The following is a 12,304-nucleotide window of genomic DNA, read 5'->3' as shown; positions in this document are numbered from 1 at the left end:
TCGCGCGCTCAGGTGGTGCGCACGGTGACCGGCCAACGGAAGGAACCCAATGGAGTGTTCCGAGCCTCGATCGACCCCAAGAGGCACCCCGAATCGCTAAATGAACCGGCAGCCAGAATAGAAAAAGCCCCCGAAATCTCAGCGATTCCGGGGGCTTACATTGGTAGCGGGGAAGGGATTCGAACCCTTGACCTTCGGGTTATGAGCCCGACGAGCTACCGGACTGCTCCACCCCGCAACAAGACGGTGGCGGACTGTATTGGGCAGACCCGTCGCTGTCAAATCTGAACCGGTTCCAGGGCGAATTGCGCCCGCTGAATCGGGACTGGCGGAGAGCTCGAAACGCTCATCTGCGCAGGTAAAACGGGAAACGGAGCTGAATCCCGAAACCGGTGTTCCAGAATCCAGATCCAGGCTCCAGAATCCAGAATCCCGGCGAAGGATCAGATAGCTGGCTGGCCCCACCCACAGTCGGGGGCCAGCCAGCTCGATCACATCCCGACCTATAGGCCTATCCGGACCATGGGCCCGTCGTAGACTGGTCGATCGATGGATCTAAAAAGGCAGGAGCCGGCGCAGGCCGCGGCCGGCCGCTTTTACGGCTCGGACGGGTGCAGTCACCATGCGGCGCGCGATGCCCGGCTTTTCGGGCTGGGGCGCGGTGCTGAACTCGGACTTCGGGCCGATGTCTCCGGTGGTGTCGAGCTCGGCGACCAGGGCCGAGAACTCGCCGTCCGGAAGCACGCCTTCGATCTGGGCGTCTTCGGAGGAAACGGCCGCTACGTAGCGCCCGTCGTGCAACATGCCGATCTGCCAGAGCGCTTCGGCCAGCGGCAGGTCTCCCAGATCAGGTGCGTCGATGACGGCCTGGTTGCCTTCGAGGCTTCCACGGATGCGCGTGTCGATCTCGCCGTTGCCGGTCGTGTCGATGCGCAACACCGGAATCAGTGCGCTGTCTGTATCTGCGAAGGCCAGCAGGTCGGGGCCGACTTCGAAACTCAGCGCGGCGTTCTCGCCGGTAGTTGCGTGAATCTTGCCGAGTCCGACGATTCCCGCGGGCTCTTCGCTCTGGATCTGGGCGTTGGCGGCCGGTGCCACGGCGGCGATCGCCGGAGCTGTTTCGGTTCGCGAACTGGAAGCAGGTATGGCAGTTGCCGCGCGTGTCCTGGTTGCGCTGCTTCCGTGGTCATTGCGCTCGTTGAGGCCGCTGAATGCAGCAGCGGTTCCGAGCACGAGGCCGAAGCCTATGCCGATATAGATATTTTTGTTCATTTCGTAACCCCCTGTATGGGGCGTGTGGCCTGTCTTCGCCGCTTGGTGACGCTCTTCATGCGCGCGAAACTCGAACTGCGTGCTCGAGCGCGTGTAGGCGGATGCTATGTGCCGCGTGCGCGCTCACGTTATCGCGAATTGAAATTTTCTTTTGCGAATCTGCGACGCTGTCTCGTTGCTCGGCGATACGCGGACCGGCGGCAGGAGTCCTTCCAACTCGACGCCGGACCACGCGTCTTGCGCGAAGCGTCTGCGCGGCTCGGGCGTTGCTTCCAGGCCCGGGCTCGCGCATTGGGCGGGTTCGCAAATTGCTGATAAGTCGGCGTGGTATAAGCGTTTAGCTGCGAGTTCGTGAGTGCGCACAGTGACACCTTCGGGGGCGTGGAAGCCACTCTCACCATGAAGAAGTTCCACTTTTGGGGGAATCATGAAGTCGCTAAGGGCCGTTGCTATCGCTTTGTTGTTGTCGGTACCGGGTGCCGCTGCAGCCGACTACTACTACGAATTCGAAACCGATGAAGGCGTCATGTCGTACACCGACAGCCTGCGTCGGGTGCCGAGCAAGTACCGCGAGAGCGCAGAGCGCCACGAGGAACGAGGGCTCATCGATTACGATCGCGCGACGATCGTGGAGAAGGGCGCGTCGACCGTCTCTGGCAAGAATCTGTTTGGCGACGAACTGGCCTCGACCGGCGATCAGGGTATCGACTGGTCCACAGTCAATCGTCCGATGCCCGAAGACACGGACCGTTCGGACAGCGAGCCCCGCGTGAACATCGAAATGGGCGATGGGGTTCGACTCGATATCGATACGAATGACGGTCCCATCTTCGTAGAGCGTCGACAGTACAAGGATGCCAACGGCGACTTCATCGTCAATCGCAGTGGCGTCAACACCGAGCACACCGTGATACGCCAGGGCGACAACGACCTTGTCTACATCGAAGACCGGCACATCAACCGCCGGTAAGAACTGCGCTCGCGCCTACTGGTCTACAGGTCTACAGGCCTACAGGTCTACTGGCCGCCGGAAGAAACTCCGCTATCGATTTTGCTGAACGCTTTCAGATCGGGCGTGATCATCCATGCGCCCGTTTCCCGGTCGTAGGCCCATTTCTGGATCTCGTGCATGCGCCGCTCCTGGATCGCGGGCGGTCGGAATAGCTCGTAGCTGACCTTCACCTCCGCGCGACTGCGCTCGGCTTCGGCGAGATCCACGCTCACGACTTCGACTGACGTGAAGTGGAACGGACGCTTCGAATCCTTAAACAGCTCCATGAACGCCGGGCGCAGTTCCGGAACCACCCGCGCCCCGGCCTCCGTCAAACGACCCCAGCGCAGATCCAGCACATAGGCCTCCGCACTTTCGCGGATGACCTCTTTGCGCTTTCCCGCCAGGAGATAATCCGGGTTCAGGGTGCCGCAACCACTGGCCAGCAGGCCCGCGATGGCGAGCAGGGCGGGCAGGACTGCGAAGCGATGCCCCAAGACGCGCGGCCTTGTTGTCGCTAGCGCGTATTTTTCTAGCGGCGCCAGCGGCTGCGTCGGTCTTTCTGCTTCCATATCTGTCAATAGATGCCTCTCTTTCTTCCGCAGCGCCATTCCCACCGACGGGACCAACGGCTCACAAAGTGGCAATCTGAAGCCCAGATGCTCTGCCCCCGAAAAAGGCTTCGCCCGGATCAGGTGGCGAGGGCGGGGAGCATGGGAGATTTTCCTTGGCCGATCGAGACAGAGTGCTGCTCGGAATCGACATAGGCGGTTCGAAGACGGTCGTCGTATTGGGGCGAGCCGATGGCGAGATCCTCGCCGAATCGCGTCTCGATGACTGGAGCACGGGCAATAGCGACAAAGACGTGGATCTGATCATCGAGCACGGAAGCGTGCTCTTGCGCGGGTGTGGGATCGAAGCCAGCGATTTGCAGGGCGTCGGCATCAGCGCGCCCGGTCCCCTCAATCCCAAGAAGGGCACCATCGTCGATGCGCCGAATCTGCCCGGCTGGCACGATGTTCCGATCGTCGAACGCCTGTACGAAGCTTTCCACATTCCGATTGTCCTGGAAAACGATGCGAACGCGGCGGCCCTGGCGGAATGGCGTTACGGCGCGGGGCAGGGCACGCGCAACTTCGCCTTCTTGACCATGAGCACCGGCATCGGCGGCGGTTTCGTGATCGACGGTCATCTGCACCGCGGCGGGCGCTTTGCCGCCGGCGAGATCGGCCATATGCCGATCGTTCCGAACGGACGCAAATGCCGTTGCGGGCTGATGGGTTGCCTGGAGGCCTATGCCGGTGGCTGGGCGATTGCCGAGCGCGTGCGCGAAGATCTTCTGTGCGGCGAACGCAGCAATATCCTGGATTTCGCGGGCGGTGACCCGAAGGACATCCAGGCCAGGCACTGGGTCGAGGCGATTCGCGAAGGCGACCGCTACGCGCTCGCTCTCAAAGAAGAGTTCATCGACTGCGTGGCGCAGGGCCTGGCCATCGTGATGATGGCCATGGACCCCGAAGTGATCGCGCTGGGCACGATCGTGCAGCACAACACAGATCTCTTCATCGACGAGCTCTACCAGGCGCTCGAACCGCGCATCTGGGAGGTGCAACGCGATGTGCGCCTGGAGCCCGCCAAGCTGGGACCGCGGCTGCCGTCCTACGCCGCGCTATCGGTGGCCGCGATCGAACCGATCGAGCTGAGGTAGACTCGCGCGGGGAGGCCTGCGCTTGAAACTCATCTCGGATCCACACAAGATCGACCCGAACTGGCTGACCGAAGCCCTGCACCAGTCCGGAGCTCTGCCTGACGGCCGCGTACTCAGTGCCCCCTGGAAACAGATCGGCACGGGCAAGATGGGCGACAATGTGCGCTTCGAGCTCGAGTACGAGGGAGCACCCGACAGCGCCCCGCGCAGCGTCGTGGCCAAACTGCCCGCGACCGACCCGACCAGTCGCGCCAACGCAGCAGGAAACGGCAGCTACTGGAAGGAAGTCTGTTTCTACCGCGAACTGGCCAGCCGACTCCCGATCCGCACCCCGCACTGTCACTGCGCGCTGATCGATTCCACCAACACCGACTTCATCATCCTGATGGAGGACATGAGTCCTTCCGAGCCGGGGGATCAGATCGAGGGCTGTAGCGTTCAGACCGCCGAACTCGCGCTGCGCGAGGTCGCGAAACTGCACGGACCGCTGTGGAATCGCGACGAAGTGGCCCAGCTCGAATGGGTGTCCCAGGGCATCGAACAGGAATCGATGATCGTGCAGATCATGCTCTCGCAGCACTGGTGGCCCGGCATTCTGGAGCGCTTCGGCGAACACATGAGCCCGGAGCAGAGTGCACTGGGGGAGCGCTTCGTGAACTCTTATTCGACCTGGGCGCAGAGCTACGACGGACCGCGCACGCTGGTGCACGTGGACTACCGGCTCGAGAACGTCCTGCTGGCCGGAGACTCCGACGGGGTTCCGATCTCGGTGGTCGACTGGGGCAGTCCCGCGCGCTCCGGTGCGCTGACCGACGTGTCGTACTTCCTGGGCGCCGGGCTGCTCACCGAACAGCGCCGCGAGCACGAGCGCGCCCTGGTCGAGGCGTACCGCCAGGAACTTCAGGGTTTCGGGGTGTCGCTCTCCGCCGAGGAAGCCTGGAACCAGTACCGCCGCTACGCTTTGCACGGGGTGCTGATCACCGTTGCGGGCGCGATGATGAGCGGTGCGGATCCGCGTGGCGATCGCATGTTCATTGCGATGATCCAGCGCCATCTGCAACACGCACTCGATCTGGACTCGGCGGAGTTCCTGCCGAACGCGTAGATTCCAGTCGCGGTCTTCGAATGGACTTCAACCGATTGAAAAGGGCGGGTGCTATCGATGCAGACGATGAATGAACTGGGCTTCTACACCCTGGCGGGACAGCCGAAGTCCCCTCGCGACCTGATCGAAGAAGTGCAACAGGCCGAAGAGATGGGCATCGGCTCCGCGTTCATCTCCGAACGCTTCAACATCAAGGAAGCCGCGACTCTATCGGGAGCCGCAGGGGCGGTGTCGTCGAAAATCGGCATCGCGACCGCCGCGACCAACCACAACACCCGTCACCCGATCGTGACGGCCGCCTGGGCCACCACGATGCACCGGCTCACGGGCGGCCGCTTTTCCCTGGGTCTGGGGCGCGGCATCGCACCGATGTTCGACGCCTTTGGTATTCCGCACATCAAGACCGCGGAGATCGAAGACTTCGTCGGATTGATGCGACGTCTATGGCGCGGCGAGGTGGTCGCGGGCCACGACGGACCCGCCGGGAAATTTCCGGTCCTGGTGCTCGATCCCGATTTCGACGAGCAGATCCCGCTGACCTTCACCGCCTTCGGTCCCAATTCCCTGGCGCTGGGGGGGCGCGCATTCGACGCGGTCGTGCTGCACACCTTCTTCAGCGACGAGACACTCGAGCGCTGCGTGCGCGCAGTCAAGAACGCCGCTGAGCGCGCCGGTCGCGATCCCTCGCTGGTGCGCGTCTGGTCGTGCTTCGCGACGATCGGAGATCATCTTCCCTACGAACTGCGCCTGAAGAAGACCGTGGGGCGGCTCGCGACTTATCTACAGGGGTACGGCGATCTGATGGTCAAGACGAACAACTGGGATCCCGCCGTACTCGAACGCTTTCGCGCCGATCCTTTCGTGGCCGGCTTCCGCGGGGCACTCGACGCGAAGGGCACGACCGAAGACCTGGAGCGAGTCGCCGAACTCCTGCCCGACGAATGGCTCGCGCCCGCGGCAACCGGCAGTCCGGAGCAGTGCGTGAAGGCGATCGAGGGGCAGTTCGCTCTGGGCGCCGACGGCGTGATCCTGCACGGAGCCAGTCCGGCTGAACTGGCGCCGATCGTCAGCGCGTATCGCCAGCGGCGACCCGAAGGCCGCTTCGATCATCTGTGCGCGAACCCCGCCGCGAGCGTTCAGGCTCGGTAGTTCTTGCGCCAGGCTTCCGCCCAGCTCGCGAAGTGGTCGGCTGCGATCGCCTCGCGCATCTGCTGCATCAGATCCATGTAGAACGCCAGATTGTGCAAGCTGAGCAGGCGCGCCCCGAGCGCTTCGCCCGAGTGCACCAGGTGGCGCAGGTACGCGCGCGTGTACTGCGTGCACACAGGACAGCCACAATCCGTGCTGATCGGTTCGGGATCGTCTTTGAAGCGCGCGTTGCGCAGGTTGAGCGATCCACGCGACGTGAACACCGACCCGTGGCGTCCGTGGCGCGTGGGAATCACGCAATCGAAAAGATCGACGCCCAATTCGACTCCGCCGATCAGGTCTTCGGGGAGTCCCAGGCCCATCAGGTAGCGCGGCGACTCGCTCGGCAGACGCGTCAGTGCGGCCGCGGTCAGCGCGAGTCGCTGCGCGAGGTCTTCGCCCAGGCCGAGTCCGCCGATCGCGAAGGCGTCGAAGCCGAGTTCGGCCGTGCGCTCGGCGCTCTCCGCGCGCAACTCGTCGAAGCCGCCGCCCTGGACGATGCCGAACAGACGCTGATCCTCGCGCGCGTGAACCGCCCGGCAACGCGCCGCCCAGCGCAGGGTGCGCTCGAGCATGTCGCGCGAACTCGTGCGCGCCGCATCACCGGCTTCGGCGGCAATCGGCTCGAACTCGTCGAGCACCACGATCAGGTCCGCACCCAGGTTCTGCTGGATCTCGATACAGCGTTCCGGTGAAAGGAAGTGACGCGAGCCGTCGCGCGGATCGCGAAACTCCACGCCCTTTTCGCTCTTGCGGCACAGATGGTCGAGGGAGTGGATCTGGAAGCCACCGGAATCCGTCAGCATCGGTCCCGACCAGGCCATGAAGCGATGCAAGCCCCCGAGTTCGGCCACGCGTTCGTCGCCGGGTCGCAGGTGCAGGTGGTAGGTATTGGCGAGCACGCCCTGTACGCCCACCGATCGCAACTCATCGGGCGAAATCCCGCGCACTGCGCCGTAGGTGCCCACGGGAAAGAACGCCGGAGTCTTCATGTCGCCGTGCGGCGTGCTCAATACACCCGTGCGCGCGCGACCCGAGACAGCGTGAGCGCGAAACTCCGGCCTCACGAGATCCACATCGCGTCGCCGTAGGAGTAGAAGCGGAAGTTCTTCTCGAGTGCGTGCGCGTAGGCTCCGCGCACCGCGTCTACCCCGCCGAAGGCCATCACCAGCGCCAGTAGCGTGGAACCGGGCAGGTGGAAGTTGGTGATCAGCGAATCGACCGCGCGAAATTCGTGGCCGGGAGTGATGAACAGTCCCGTGCGTCCAGAGCCCGGTTCGCCACCTGTGGATTCGAGTGCGCGTACCACTGTCGTGCCCACCGCGACCACGCGACCGCCGGCCGCACGGGTCTCGCGCAGCGCCTGCGCGGTGGCTTCGGGCACTTCGAAGCGCTCGGGTTCCAGCGTGTGGTCTTCGAGTCGTTCACTGCGCACCGGGCGGAAGGTTCCGGGGCCGACGTGCAGGGTGACCGAGGCCGTGCGCAGACGGGCGGCCAGATCTTCGCTGAAGTGCAGCGAGGCCGTCGGGGCAGCCACGGCTCCGGGTGTGCGTGCGAACACGCTCTGGTAGTCGTTGAGATCGCTCGAAAGCGCTTCGTCGCGCCGGATGTAGGGCGGCAGCGGCGCTTCTCCGATTTCGTTCAGTAGCGCATCCACGTCGCCGATCTGCGCTTCCGGAAAACGCAGGCGGCACACGCCATCGTCACTCACGGCCTCGACGCGGGCTTCGAGTTCGCCAAAACGCAGCGCCAGTCCCGCGCGCAGGCGACCGCCGCAGCGCACGAACGCGATCCAACTGTCATCGGGCCGGCGCTCGATCAGCAGCGCCTCCGCGCGTCCGCCGCTGGCCTTTACACCGCGCAGCTTCGCAGGAATCACACGCGTGTCGTTGATCACCAGAAGATCTCGCGCGTCGAGCAGATCGGGCAGGTCACCGAAACGCCGCTCCTGGAGCTGGCCGGTGTCGCGAGCCATGCACAGCATGCGCGCGGCGTCGCGCGGCTGGACGGGCGCCTGCGCGATGCGCTCGGGTGGAAGCTCGTACTCGAGATCGGCGCGAGCGATCACGGAGCGGTCCAGGGCAGGGCGTCGAGCGCGTTTTCGTCGACCAGTGCATCGTAGGAGAACAGGGCGACACCGGCGGGGGATGCGGCTTCGGCGATTTTGATCTGTGTACGCAGGCGTTCCGGTCGGGAGGTGAACAACCAGCTCCCCAGGCCCAGCCACACGCGCTCGCCGCCCACTCCGCCCGGCAGGGAATTGGCCTGGTAGCGCAGGAGGCGATCGTCGCGCGTGTACGACATCGCCACGGCGAAGTCGAGCCAGTTCTGCTCGAGCCAGTGCCTCCAGTCCTGCATCGCGCTCAGGTAGGCTCGGTCGGCGTACGCGATGACTGCAGCCGAGTGCTCCCAGTGTTCCGGCAGGCGCTCATCCAGACGCCGCACCAGTTCGCCGACGGCCGCGCGACGAAACGCGTCCCAGCGATCGCCGCGCGCAAACTTGCGACCGCTCTCGCTCTCGAAGCGCGTCTTCGATGCCGCGCCGTAGCCGAAGTCCAGGCCGTTGAATCGCGAGCCCGGCGCGATCGGCAGCGCCATCGGGTGGCGGATGAAATCCAGGTGCAGGCCGTCCAGGTTCGGCGCCACGCGAATCAGATCGTCGAGCGTCGCCTCCAGGTGTTCGATCACCCCGGGGCTGGCCGGATCGAGCCAGAGACCCGGGGTTCCCAGCTGGATGTACTTGCGGTCGGGCTGGGGAACGTCCCGACCGGGGTAGTCGAGCAGGCTGCGGCCCTCGCGGTCCACGTGCACCGCGTCGCGTCCCAGCTTCTTCAGCAGCGGAGCGTTCTGGTTGCCCGCCAGCGAAAGGCAGTTGAACCAGGCGTGCACTTTCAAGTTTCTGGCGTGGGCGCGCTCGAGCAGACGAGCCAGCGGATCGAAACCCAGTTCTTCGACGATCTCGCGATGCGGTGAATCATCTGCGTGGATCGAGGGAAACCAGCTACGCCCCGCGCGATGCACCTGGACAAAGAGATCGCTCACGCCGGCCGTAGCCGCGTTGTCGACCAGAGCGTCGATCCGTGCGCCATCTTCTAGAACCCGGTGGCTGCCCTCGGCCAATACCCATAGAGCCCGGCGAGGCGCCGTCAGGGGCGTCTCTGGGGTCGTATCGCGCCCTGAGCAAGCCGTCAGGACCAGAAGAGAAAAGAAAGCCAACAGGAGTCGCATCGCGGTGGCGAAACGTAGCAGAGGCGCCCGGTTTGGCCGGTCTAATCGCGGCCCAGGGTTTGCGGCAGGTTCCGGGCAGTCGCTAATCTCAAATCCGATCTGGGGGGTCAATGAATCGGTCCGGCGAAAGGCGGAACGGGGGTGGAGTGCTGTCTTCGGCACTGGCGATCCTGCTCGTCCTGCCTCTGGCCAGTCCGGCCGAGACTCCGCCACAGGAACTGCCCGAAGTACCCACCCTGGCTCAGGTACGGGCCGACTGGGATGCCGGCCGGCTCGACCAGGCGCTGTCGCGCCTCGATGCCTTGCCCGCGCTCGATCTAGATGACCACCTCGCGCTGATCCGCGCACAGATTCTGCGCGAACGCGGCCAACTCGACGCCGCGATCCGCGCCGCCCGTGCCGGGCTCGAACTGGAACCCGCATCAGAGGTCGCATCGATCCTGCACGCGGAGATGGCGCGAATCTACCTGGGCCGCGACGAAGTGCTCGACGCGTACAAGGCGCAGCGCGCCGCCTGGGATGCGACTCGCAATTCGGAAAAGGCGGCCTCCCTGGCCATGAATCTGGCGCGTTCGTTCGAGACCCGCGCCAGGCCCGGCCTGGCTCTGCATCTGTACCGGCAGATCTGGAGCGATTGGACGCTGTCGGATGTGAGTCCCGACGCCTACGAGCGCGCCGCCGAGCTGACCGCTGCCATCGGTGCGGAGCCACCCTCGATTCAGCCCCTGCTCGAGCGCGCGGATCGACTGCGCGAAAGCCATCGCTGTAAACAGGCGCTCGAGAGCTACGAGAACCTGCTGAATCGCGACGACCTCGAGAAGGAGGCGCGAGAAGACGTCGAGCGCGGGCGAGCCCACTGTCTTTTCTCGCGACGGCGCTACGGCGAAGCGGCCGATGCCTATCGCGCGCTGGCCAAAAGGGATCCCAAGGATTTCGACGCGGCGATCCGCGTGGCGCGTTCGTATGCGCGTGGCGGCAAGAACGACAAAGCGGTTCGAGAGTTCGAGAAGATTGCGAAAAAGAGCACCGGGCCGGTGCGCGCGCGAGCCAACTACCTGGCCGGAATCGTGCAGCGCACCCGCAATCCGAGTCGTTTCGTCCAATTGATGAAGCGGGTCGAAAAACAGAAGTCCGCACCCGGTCTCGCGAACCTGGCCGGCTGGCGCTTGACCTGGGAGGATCTCAAACACAACCGGCACAAGTCGGCGCTGCCCAGACTCGCGCGATTGTCGCGCGGTTCCATCTGGGATATCGAGGTCCAACGCGGTCTATACTGGCACGCGGTTGCGCAGATCGGCGCTGAGCAAAAAGAGCAGGGCGAAGCCGGTTTGCGCAATCTGGCTGCGAAACTCCCGCTGTCCTACTACGGAATCATGGCGGCCGACCGGCTGGGCGAGCCGCCGAGCGTGGGCGAATCCTTTGTCAGCAGTTCCAAGAACAACAGCGAAAACCGCCATGCGCGGCGCGCGCGTCTGCTGCTCGAAGCCGGTTTCGAAGAACTGGGCGCACTCGAACTCTACAGCTGGCGTTCGGGTTCCAAGCTGACGCGCGAAGAGCGCATCAGCGCCGCGCGCCTGATGCACGGCATGGGCAATCACTCCGATGCCGTGCGCATGATCATCAACGGCTTTGGCGGAACGCTGGCGCAGGGCATCGATCCGGAGTGGCGCGACGCCTGGCAGATGGCCTGGCCGCGGCCCTTCGCCGACCCGGTGCGCTCCGCGATTGCCGAGTTCGATTTCGACACCTGGCTGGTCTACGCGATCATGCGCGAGGAGAGCACCTATCGCCCTCGCGTCTCTTCATCGGCCGGAGCGCTCGGGCTCATGCAGATCATCCCGCCCACGGGCATCCGGATTGCTTCGCGCCTCGGAGTGCCGGGCTGGGAGCCCGAGCGGCTACTCGAGCCAAAGACGAGCATCCGCTTCGGTACCTACTATCTGAAGTCTCTGGTCACTCAGTTCAAGGGATCGCACGCCCACGCAATCGCCTCGTACAACGCGGGTCCCGAGATCGTGTCGGCCTGGCTCGCGCGCGACGGAAGACAGGCCAACGATGCCTTCGTGGAATCGGTGCCCTACGGCGAAACCCGGCGCTATCTGCGTCGCGTACTGCGCTCCTACCGGATCTACGAACTGCTCTACGGCAAGGGACAGTTGCGGACACAGACGACGGCTCAACCACCTTCCGCCGTCAGCCGATAGACCCCGCATGATTGTTCGTGTCCTGGTGGTACTGATCATGGTCGTTCCCATGCTGGGAGGCTTGAACTACGTCCGCAACGAGCCGCTCGACCAGGATCTGAAAGAGCGCAGGTACGCGACCATCAGCGATACCGACCTGGAAGCTCTGCAACAGGCGTACGAGGCACAACTCGGTTACGCGAAGTCCCAGGTGGAAGACGTGCCGGAGGGTACGGGACTGGTCGAACGCTACGGGGCCAGCGATGTGGGAGGCAAGGCCGAGGGCTTTGCGAAGTTCCAGCAGCGCAACACCGCCTGGCGCCAACAGCGCGGGCGCGCGATGGAAGAACAGGCGACGCTCAAAGAGATCCAGCGCGAGAAGTCGATTCGCAAGCGTGGCCTGCACACCCAGTTCGGCCGCATCCTGCGCCGTGTGACGGCGCTCTAACCCGGATTTTCCGACCCCGAATCGCGGAGAGAATTCTCGGCTAGTCGTCGTCGTTGCTGATCGGAACTCCGTCGGGGTCGGCTTCGTTCAGATTGATCTCGTCGGTCTTTTCGGACTCGACCGGGATCTGCTCGACCTCATCGTCGTCCAGAGAGGGGAGCTTCGCGCTCTTCTTCGCCCT

At 64.4% G+C, this 12,304-nt stretch carries 12 protein-coding genes and 1 tRNA gene; 6 read left to right on the top strand and 7 right to left on the bottom strand.

Features of this window, described 5'->3' with window-relative positions; translation table 11 throughout:
- Positions 1 to 161: 161 nt before the first annotated feature.
- Both GY725_12465 and GY725_12460 read right to left on the bottom strand, forming a co-directional pair.
- A tRNA-Met gene (locus GY725_12465) sits at positions 162 to 238 on the bottom strand.
- 317 nt (positions 239 to 555) lie between these two features.
- Entirely contained in the window at positions 556 to 1,272 is a 717-nt protein-coding gene (locus GY725_12460; protein ID MCP4004999.1) for a hypothetical protein, read from the bottom strand.
- Between the two features lie 427 nt (positions 1,273 to 1,699).
- Between GY725_12460 and GY725_12455 the strand changes: the two genes are divergently transcribed.
- Entirely contained in the window at positions 1,700 to 2,242 is a 543-nt protein-coding gene (locus GY725_12455; GenBank protein ID MCP4004998.1) for a hypothetical protein, read from the top strand.
- Between the two features lie 47 nt (positions 2,243 to 2,289).
- Here the strand turns inward: GY725_12455 and GY725_12450 are convergent, their stop codons facing one another.
- Entirely contained in the window at positions 2,290 to 2,760 is a 471-nt protein-coding gene (locus tag GY725_12450; protein ID MCP4004997.1) for a hypothetical protein, read from the bottom strand.
- 230 nt (positions 2,761 to 2,990) lie between these two features.
- Here GY725_12450 and GY725_12445 point away from each other — a divergent pair, with 230 nt between their 5' ends.
- The 3 genes from GY725_12445 to GY725_12435 are packed head-to-tail and all read left to right on the top strand — an operon-like array spanning position 2,991 to position 6,225.
- Entirely contained in the window at positions 2,991 to 3,971 is a 981-nt protein-coding gene (locus GY725_12445) for an ROK family protein (GenBank protein MCP4004996.1), read from the top strand.
- A gap of 22 nt (positions 3,972 to 3,993) precedes the next feature.
- Positions 3,994 to 5,076, top strand: a complete 1,083-nt coding sequence (locus tag GY725_12440) for a phosphotransferase (protein ID MCP4004995.1) — start codon at positions 3,994 to 3,996, stop codon at positions 5,074 to 5,076.
- 57 nt (positions 5,077 to 5,133) lie between these two features.
- Positions 5,134 to 6,225 carry a TIGR03857 family LLM class F420-dependent oxidoreductase gene (locus GY725_12435; protein MCP4004994.1) on the top strand — a complete coding sequence of 364 codons (1,092 nt, stop codon included), beginning with the start codon at positions 5,134 to 5,136 and terminating at the stop codon, positions 6,223 to 6,225.
- Here GY725_12435 and tgt read toward each other — a convergent pair.
- Genes tgt through GY725_12420 form a run of 3 tightly spaced genes read right to left on the bottom strand, consistent with a single transcriptional unit; the run spans position 6,213 to position 9,480 of the window.
- The gene (gene tgt, locus GY725_12430) at positions 6,213 to 7,340 is read right to left on the bottom strand and encodes a tRNA guanosine(34) transglycosylase Tgt (GenBank protein ID MCP4004993.1); all 1,128 of its coding nucleotides are present in this window, start codon (positions 7,338 to 7,340) and stop codon (positions 6,213 to 6,215) included. The genes GY725_12435 and tgt overlap by 13 nt on opposite strands.
- The gene (queA, locus tag GY725_12425) at positions 7,328 to 8,329 is read right to left on the bottom strand and encodes a tRNA preQ1(34) S-adenosylmethionine ribosyltransferase-isomerase QueA (protein ID MCP4004992.1); all 1,002 of its coding nucleotides are present in this window, start codon (positions 8,327 to 8,329) and stop codon (positions 7,328 to 7,330) included. Before queA ends, tgt begins: the two co-directional genes overlap by 13 nt.
- Entirely contained in the window at positions 8,329 to 9,480 is a 1,152-nt protein-coding gene (locus GY725_12420) for a family 10 glycosylhydrolase (GenBank protein MCP4004991.1), read from the bottom strand. The genes queA and GY725_12420 overlap by 1 nt, the downstream gene beginning before the upstream one ends.
- A gap of 122 nt (positions 9,481 to 9,602) precedes the next feature.
- Here GY725_12420 and GY725_12415 point away from each other — a divergent pair, with 122 nt between their 5' ends.
- Positions 9,603 to 11,696, top strand: coding sequence for a transglycosylase SLT domain-containing protein (locus GY725_12415; GenBank protein ID MCP4004990.1), 2,094 nt, complete (start codon positions 9,603 to 9,605; stop codon positions 11,694 to 11,696).
- Positions 11,697 to 11,703: 7 nt separating this feature from the next.
- The gene (locus tag GY725_12410; protein ID MCP4004989.1) at positions 11,704 to 12,123 is read left to right on the top strand and encodes a hypothetical protein; all 420 of its coding nucleotides are present in this window, start codon (positions 11,704 to 11,706) and stop codon (positions 12,121 to 12,123) included.
- A 40-nt stretch (positions 12,124 to 12,163) separates the two neighbouring features.
- Here GY725_12410 and GY725_12405 read toward each other — a convergent pair.
- The coding region (locus GY725_12405) for a hypothetical protein (protein ID MCP4004988.1) at positions 12,164 to 12,304 on the bottom strand (141 nt) is incomplete at its 5' end.

It is taken from the genome of bacterium, from assembly GCA_024226335.1.
In the GTDB taxonomy this organism is placed as follows: domain Bacteria; phylum Myxococcota_A; class UBA9160; order SZUA-336; family SZUA-336; genus JAAELY01.
This window is presented reverse-complemented; position numbering and strand designations above follow the sequence as displayed.

Bases quoted from the DNA above. Each gene is read 5' to 3' on its own strand.
- GY725_12415 (MCP4004990.1), top strand. From the start codon at position 9,603: ATGAATCGGTCCGGCGAAAGGCGGAACGGGGGTGGAGTGCTGTCTTCG.
- GY725_12435 (MCP4004994.1), top strand. From the start codon at position 5,134: ATGCAGACGATGAATGAACTGGGCTTCTACACCCTGGCGGGACAGCCG.
- GY725_12410 (MCP4004989.1), top strand. From the start codon at position 11,704: ATGATTGTTCGTGTCCTGGTGGTACTGATCATGGTCGTTCCCATGCTG.
- GY725_12460 (MCP4004999.1), bottom strand. From the start codon at position 1,272: ATGAACAAAAATATCTATATCGGCATAGGCTTCGGCCTCGTGCTCGGA.
- GY725_12455 (MCP4004998.1), top strand. From the start codon at position 1,700: ATGAAGTCGCTAAGGGCCGTTGCTATCGCTTTGTTGTTGTCGGTACCG.